The 6,780-nt window shown below is 71.7% G+C and carries 5 protein-coding genes and 1 pseudogene; 4 read left to right on the top strand and 2 right to left on the bottom strand.

What is annotated here, in order from left to right; translation table 11 throughout:
* Positions 1 to 324: pseudogene (locus GT354_RS27130) on the top strand (hypothetical protein); the annotation flags it as partial.
* 210 nt (positions 325 to 534) lie between these two features.
* Here GT354_RS27130 and GT354_RS27125 read toward each other — a convergent pair.
* Both GT354_RS27125 and GT354_RS27120 read right to left on the bottom strand, forming a co-directional pair.
* Positions 535 to 1,938: a hypothetical protein gene (locus GT354_RS27125; protein ID WP_161359005.1), complete on the bottom strand. Its 1,404-nt coding sequence runs from the start codon at positions 1,936 to 1,938 to the stop codon at positions 535 to 537.
* A 425-nt stretch (positions 1,939 to 2,363) separates the two neighbouring features.
* Complete coding sequence (locus tag GT354_RS27120; protein WP_161359004.1) at positions 2,364 to 2,624, bottom strand: hypothetical protein; 261 nt, start codon at positions 2,622 to 2,624, stop codon at positions 2,364 to 2,366.
* A 538-nt stretch (positions 2,625 to 3,162) separates the two neighbouring features.
* Between GT354_RS27120 and GT354_RS27115 the strand changes: the two genes are divergently transcribed.
* From GT354_RS27115 to GT354_RS27105, 3 genes are all read left to right on the top strand, one after another.
* A complete protein-coding gene (locus GT354_RS27115) occupies positions 3,163 to 5,352 on the top strand; it encodes an MMPL family transporter (RefSeq protein ID WP_161359003.1) in 2,190 nt (729 codons plus the stop codon).
* Between the two features lie 74 nt (positions 5,353 to 5,426).
* Complete coding sequence (locus tag GT354_RS27110; RefSeq protein WP_161359002.1) at positions 5,427 to 6,608, top strand: sensor histidine kinase; 1,182 nt, start codon at positions 5,427 to 5,429, stop codon at positions 6,606 to 6,608.
* A partial coding sequence (locus GT354_RS27105; RefSeq protein WP_161359001.1) for a response regulator transcription factor occupies positions 6,605 to 6,780 on the top strand: 176 nt, incomplete at its 3' end. The genes GT354_RS27110 and GT354_RS27105, both read left to right, overlap by 4 nt.

The raw sequence follows: 6,780 nt of genomic DNA, 5'->3' as shown, positions 1-6,780 counted from the left end.
CCGTGGCAACAGACCACACCCGGCGGGGCGATGGCCGTCACGGGCGATCCCGAGGTCGTCCTGCGGCCCGACGGAACCCTGGGAACCTACGCGGTCCTCGCCGACGGCAGCGTCAACGGACTCGGCCAAAAGAAACCCGGCGGGAACTTCGACGCCGCCTGGCAACGACTCAGCGAAGCGGGACGGTTCGTCGGCCGACCCTCCATCGTGCAGTTCCCCGACCACACCGTCAGCATCTACGTCCGAGGCACCGACGGCGCCTTCTGGGCCACCGGCAACAAATCCGGTCCCGGAAGCGACTTCAAACCCTGGCAACAAGTCTGAGCACGTCCGAATCACCGCCCGGTCATGAGAAGACCTCGATACAGGCCCGCTGCCGCTGCCATCCGAGCCTGGCTCCGGGCCGGGCCGGGGCGATGCGCGTCCCCCACGCCTACGGACGCGGCGGCGCCCTGGCCTCCCCGAAGGACTTCCGGAACGGATCACTTGCACAAAGGACCTGACACGCCCCCGGGGTGGATCCCAGAGTGAGGGTCAGGCGTCGGCCGCCGGTTCCGGTGGAAAACGGTGTCCGGTTCCCGGGGCGGGTGGGTGGGGTTGGGGGCTCGGCGCTCGTTCGCGCTGTTGTACGCGGTGGCGGTGTGGGAAGCGGCGCAGTGTCTCGCGCATCCGGGCGCGGGCCCGTTCGATTTCGATCGAGTCCAGGTGGGGGCACAGATCGAGGAAGACGTCCCAGTGGGGGCGGGCCGCTTCCAGGTGGCCCATGTCGGCGAGGGTCTCGGCGAGGGTTGCCTCGGTCAGTGCGGTCGCTCGCCGGTCGAACGGGGCGCGGTGGCGTGCGGCCTCGAACGAGGCCAGGGCATGGGCGGGTTCGCCGAGGACTCGGAACGTCTGCCCGCTGCGGAAGTGCAGTGCCGAGTGGGTGTAGGAGGTGAACGCGCCCGGCGGCGCGGTGGAGCGGTCCTGGTGGCGTTCGGCTGCCGCCAGGTCCGTGCGGGCCGATCGCGTTCGCCCCACGAGGGCGCCGCTGTGGGCGCGTTGGCCGAGGAGGAAGGCCATGACGGCGGCGTCGCCGTGCGGGCCCGCCTGTCGCACTGCCGCGTCGGCCAGTTCGAAGGCGTGTGTGTGGTGTCCCAGGCGCATGGCCTGGACGCTCATCGCGCGCAGTGTGATGGCGCGCATGCGGTTGTTTCCGGCTTCGGCGGCGAGGTCGAGGGCGATCTCGAAGTACGCTCGGGCCAGCCCGGGGTGGCCGGAGTCCGCCGTCGTGTCGGCGAGCAGGTGGGTGAGTTGTGCGACGTCGACGAGCAGTTGACTGTGCAGTTTCGGCGATGACATGGCTGCGGGCAGGTGTCCCGCGTCGTGGGCGAGGTAGAGGCCCAGCCAGGTTCGGATCCGCCGGCCGCCGTGGCGGGCCGAGAGGTCGGCGAACGTCTGCGCCATCTCCTGGGCGGTGCGCGAGTCGGCCGACGTGACCGCACGGCCGTCGCCGGCTCGGGCGCGGGGTGTGGGCCGAGTGGCCGGGCCCCGGCGGAGCGGTGGGTCGGGGTCGGTGGGGGCGAAGACGGTGCGGACGAGCGCGGCGTGGCGGGCGGGGTCGACGTCCGCCCGACACAGGTCCCTCAGCCGCTCGGCCGCGTCGGGCCCCCGGGTCCTGTCCGTCAGGAGCGGCCCCGGTCGGGCGTCGGGCACCAGGCCGGTCTCCTGCGGCGATATCGGTCGGCCGCATCCTCGGCTGAGCACGGAGGCGACCAGCGCGGGGACCGGGTGGCGCGGCCGGGTTCCGCCGAGCCAGTGCGCGACCGCGGATCGGTCGTACCTCAGACGCACACCGTGTGCCGAGCCCGCCGCGTTGACCTGGCGGGCCAGGTCTGCGGCGCTCCAGTCGACCTCGGTCAGCAACGCGGCGAGGAGCGTGTTGGGTTCGCGGCTCGACATGCCCACCCCCGAGGCCCCACGGCCCGTGTCCGGATCAACCGGATTTTCCCACCTGCTCCGGTCCCTCGCAACGGATGCCACGGATGCCACGGATGCCAAGGACCGGGTCAGGCCGTGTCTCCTCCTCCGGCGACGCGAATGAAGACTCCTGCGGGGATGGGGGCGGGGGGACGTCGGTCGCGGGCTCGGCCTCGCGGTCGTGGGGTCGCGGTCGGGCGGCAAGGGGCGGTCGCCCGGGGAGACAGGCGAGTGAATGAGGATCTTCCATGACCAAACCATATGATTGGTTGCACGATTGGATGGGATGCCTCGCCGATGGCGAAGGGGGACGAACGTAGTGCGCAGACGCTCGGGCGCCTCCCGCCGTCCCATCCCCCCGGCGGGGCCCGGAGCGCGGCGCGGTCGCGCTGCGACCCGATGAGGGGTCAGGACCAGGTGACGGGAAGCTCTACCGGCCGGGTGAACAGGTAGGTGTCCGGTTCCCAGGCGATGTCCTCGTGTTCGGCCGCCGACGCCAGGTCCGGCAGGTGTGCGAACAGGACCGACAGCGCGGTCTCCAGGTACATGCGGGCGGTGTTGACGCCCAGGTAGAAGTGGGGGCCGTTGCCGAAGGTGACGGCCGGGTCCTCCTGCGCGCTGTGGCCGAGGCGGAACCGCTCCGGCTGTTTGTCGAACCGAGATTCCACAACCTTCTCCTTCACTGTCGACCGGACGTCCGTTCTCGAGGGCCGAGCGCATGCCGCCGACATCCACACGGGATCGGGACGTCGCCGCCGGCCGGACGGGCGGCCGGAGGCCCTCTTCGGTCGGAGAGCCCCGTACCGGCGAAGCGAGCTCGCGGGGCTGCTCTTCACGTGCGGTCTTCTTGCCGTGAAACGGCGCGGTAAAGGCCGGCGAACTGCCGGACCCGTGAAGGCGTTGAACGCTTGTGCGCTTGTGAACGTCGATGTCCGGGCGCGGCACGCACTCTAGCCGCGTCTCGCCCGGGCCCGGGCCCGGGCCCGAGTCCGGACGACGATGTCGCGAACTGCTGCGGACGCAGTACGGGCAAGTGTCTGCGTCCGCACAACGACATCGGCCCCGCAAACCGACAGAGTCGTCCAGGGAGCCCGGAGCCGCCCGTATCGGGGGTTGTTTCCGCCCGCCGAGCGACAGCCGAGAGCGTGATCCGGCCACTCGATCCCCCGGGCTTCGGTAACCTGCCGCGACCGCCTCGGAGGCGTGATGTCCGCTCTTGCCCGCTGGTGCCACGAACACCGCCTGTCGGTGGTTTTCCTGTGGGCGGGGCTGCTCGTCGCGCTCGCGTTGTCGGCGCTGTTCGCGGGCGCCGCGTACAGCAACGACTCGAAGATGCCCGACACCGAGTCGGCCACGGCGATCGAACTCATGCGGGACAACGCCCCCGACTCGGCAGGGGCGAGCGGCACCGTTGTGTGGCGGGCCGGTGTCGGCGAGCTCGGAGTACGCGAGCGGATGACCGCAGCCCTGGAACACATAGCCCTTTCCCCCGGTGTCGCGGCCGTCGTCAGCCCCTACACCGAAGCGGGCGCGCGGCAGATCGCCGCGGACGGGCGCACCGCCTACGCCACCGTCAACTTCGCCGAGGACGAGGATGACCTCGCCGAGTCCGACGTCGACGCCGTCCGCGACATCGCCACCGCGGCCCGGACCGCGACCCTGCACGTCGAACTGGGCGGCGGGGTGTTCACCGAGGCACCCGCGGTGTCCAAGTGGAGCGAACTCGTCGGGATCGGCCTGGCCTGCCTCCTGCTCCTCCTGGTCTTCCGTTCCGCCTGGGCCGCGGTCCTGCCGGTGATCACCGCCGTGGCCGGGGTGGTGACCGCACTGATGGCCACGATGCTGCTCGGCCACGTGATGACGCTGGCCGATGTCACCCCCACCTTGGGCGCCCTCATCGGCCTGGGCGTGGGCATCGACTACGCGCTGTTCATCGTCAACCGGCACCGCCGCAACCTCATGACCGGCGTCGATGTGGCCTCCTCGATCGCCAAGGCGATGAACACCTCCGGGCGGGCGGTGGTGTTCGCCGGGCTGACCGTGGTCGTCGCCCTCCTGGGGATGCTCGTTCTCGGCATCGGCATCCTCAACGGCATGGCCGTCGGCGCGGCACTGACCGTGCTGCTGACGGTCTCGGCCGCCGTCACCCTGTTGCCCGCGCTCCTGGGCATGCTGGGCCTTCGCGTCCTCGGCCGGCGTCAGCGTCGCGACCTCGTCGCCGGCGGTCCGCGCCCGAACACCGACGCCGACGACGGCGTCTGGGCACGCTGGGCCGAGCGGGTGCGCCGGCATCCGAAGCGGCCGGCAATCGTCGCCGTGCTGATCATGGCGATCGTCGCGATCCCCGCGCTGTCGATCCGGCTCGGCGCGGCGGACGCGGGCAACGACCCGGCGTCCTCGACGAGCCGCAAGGCCTACGACATGCTGGCCGACGGATTCGGCCCCGGCTTCAACGGCCCGCTCGTCCTGGCCGCGCAGACCCCGGACGACACCTCCCGCCGGGCGCTGTCCGACCTGGTGGATCGGCTCGGCGCCACCGACGGTGTCGCCGCCGTCACCGCGCCCCCGGCCGTACCCGGCACGACGTTCTCCGTCGTGTCCGTCGTCCCGAACTCCTCTCCCCAGTCCGCACGGACCGGCGATCTCATCGACCACGTGCGCGACGACATCGTCCCCGCGGCGGAGGACGGCAGCCGACTGCGCGTATACGTCGGCGGAACCACCGCGTCGAGCAACGACTTCGCCGCCACGCTGATCGCCAAGCTGCCGCTGTTCATCGGGATCATCGTCGCCCTGGGCTTCCTGCTCCTTACCGCGGCCTTCCGCAGTCTGCTGGTCCCGCTCATCGGTGCCCTCACCAACATCCTGACCCTCGGCGCCGCGCTCGGGGCGATCGTGGTGGTGTTTCAACACGGCTTCGGCACCGAACTGCTGGGAGTGGGTTCGGCAGGGCCCGTCGAGGCGTTCGTGCCGATCCTGGTCATCGGTGTGATGTTCGGCCTGTCCATGGACTACCAGGTGTTCCTGGTCAGTCGGATGCACGAGGAATGGTCTCGCACCGGCGACAACCACCGCGCCGTCCGGGTCGGCCAGGCCGAGACCGGACAGGTCGTCGCCGTCGCGGCGGCGATCATGTTCAGCGTGTTCGCGGCGTTCGCCGGCGGTGGCATGCGGGTGATCGCCACGTTCGGCGTCGGCCTGGCCGCCGCCGTCGCCCTGGACGCCATCGTGGTACGGATGCTGCTGGTACCGGCGCTGATGCACCTGTGCGGGCGCGCCAACTGGTGGCTGCCGAAGTGGCTCGACAAGGTACTGCCGCGAATCTCGGTGGAAGGCGCACCGGAGTCCGAGCAGCCCGCCCGGCCCGCCGACGAGCCGGTGTCCGCCGGCCGTTGACCATCCGAATCCCAGACCGGTCGGCGCGGGTTCCCTGCCGCGCCGACCCGGTTGCGTACCGTGCAGGAGTGCGTATGTTCACCGCGACGCGGGACTTTCTCGCCGGTCACCGGCGGGCTCGTGACGCGGTCCCGGCCGCGGTCCTGGTCGTGGTGTCGGTCTTCGCCTCGATGGCGGGAGGCGGCGGCTGGCACGGGCCCGCGGCCGGCCCGGTGCTGTGGATGGCCGCCGCGTGCCTGCCACTGGTGTGGCGCAGCCGGTACCCGATGATGGTCACCGCCGTCGTGTTCGCCGTCGAGGGCATCCACCTCGCGGTTGTTCCGGACGCCGGGATCGTGCCGGGCGCCGGCCTGGTCGCCCTGTACACCCTGGCCTCACGGCTGCCCAGACCCACGTCCTGGGTGATCGGGCTGAGCGCCTCCGTCCTCATGACGGTCGCCCTGGCCGCGGCCCGCTCGGAAAGCGTCCTCTCCGTCGGCGCCCTGGCCTCGTTCGACCTGTTGGTGCTCGCCGTCGCGATCGGGGACACCACCCGCTCCCGGCGCGCCTACCTGGCGGCGCTCCGCGAGCGGGCCGAGCAAGCCGAGCACAGCCGCGAGGACGAGGCCGCCCGGAGGGTGACCGCCGAGCGCGTACGCATCGCCCGCGACCTGCACGACGTGGTCGCCCACCACATCACGCTGGTGAACGCCCAAGCCGGCGTCGCCCAGCACCTCGTGCGCACGGACGCCGAAGCCGCCCACCGGGCCCTCGGCCGGCTCAAGGAGACGAGCCGGGCCGCCCTCGACGAACTCCGGGCCACCGTCGGCCTGTTGCGCCAAGACGACGACACCGTCGACCCGCGCGCGCCCACGCCGCGCCTGGACGACCTGGAGGATCTCGCCGCGACCTTCCGCCGGGCCGGACTCCCTGTCGAAGTCACCCTCACCGGCGTCCGCCGCCCACCGTCGCCGTCCGTCGAGCTCGCCGCCTACCGCATCATCCAGGAAGCCCTCACCAACACCCGTAAGCACGCCGGTCCGGCCACCGCCCATGTCCGCGTGGACTACGGCGAGCACGTGCTGCGCCTGGACGTCACCGATGACGGCCGCCGGACCGTGACGCCCGACAAAGCCGGTTCCGGACACGGTCTGATCGGCATGCGCGAGCGCGCCCACGCCTTCGGTGGCACGCTCGGCACCGGTCCCGCGCCCACCGGCGGATTCCGTGTCACCGCCGAGCTCCCTCTGCCGCCGGCCCTCGGAGACACCCCGTGACCATCCGTGTCCTGCTCGCCGACGACCAGGCCCTCCTGCGCGGCACCTTCAGGCTTCTCATCGACAACGAACCCGACATGGAGGTGGTCGCCGAGGCGGCCAACGGAGCCGAGGCGGTCGACCGAGCCCGTACCGAACGCGCCGACGTCGTCCTCATGGACATCCGCATGCC

Source organism: Streptomyces sp. SID3343 (assembly GCF_009865215.1).
Classification (GTDB): domain Bacteria; phylum Actinomycetota; class Actinomycetes; order Streptomycetales; family Streptomycetaceae; genus Embleya.
The sequence above is the reverse complement of the archived record's forward strand: the minus strand, read 5'-3'. Positions and strand labels throughout refer to the sequence as shown.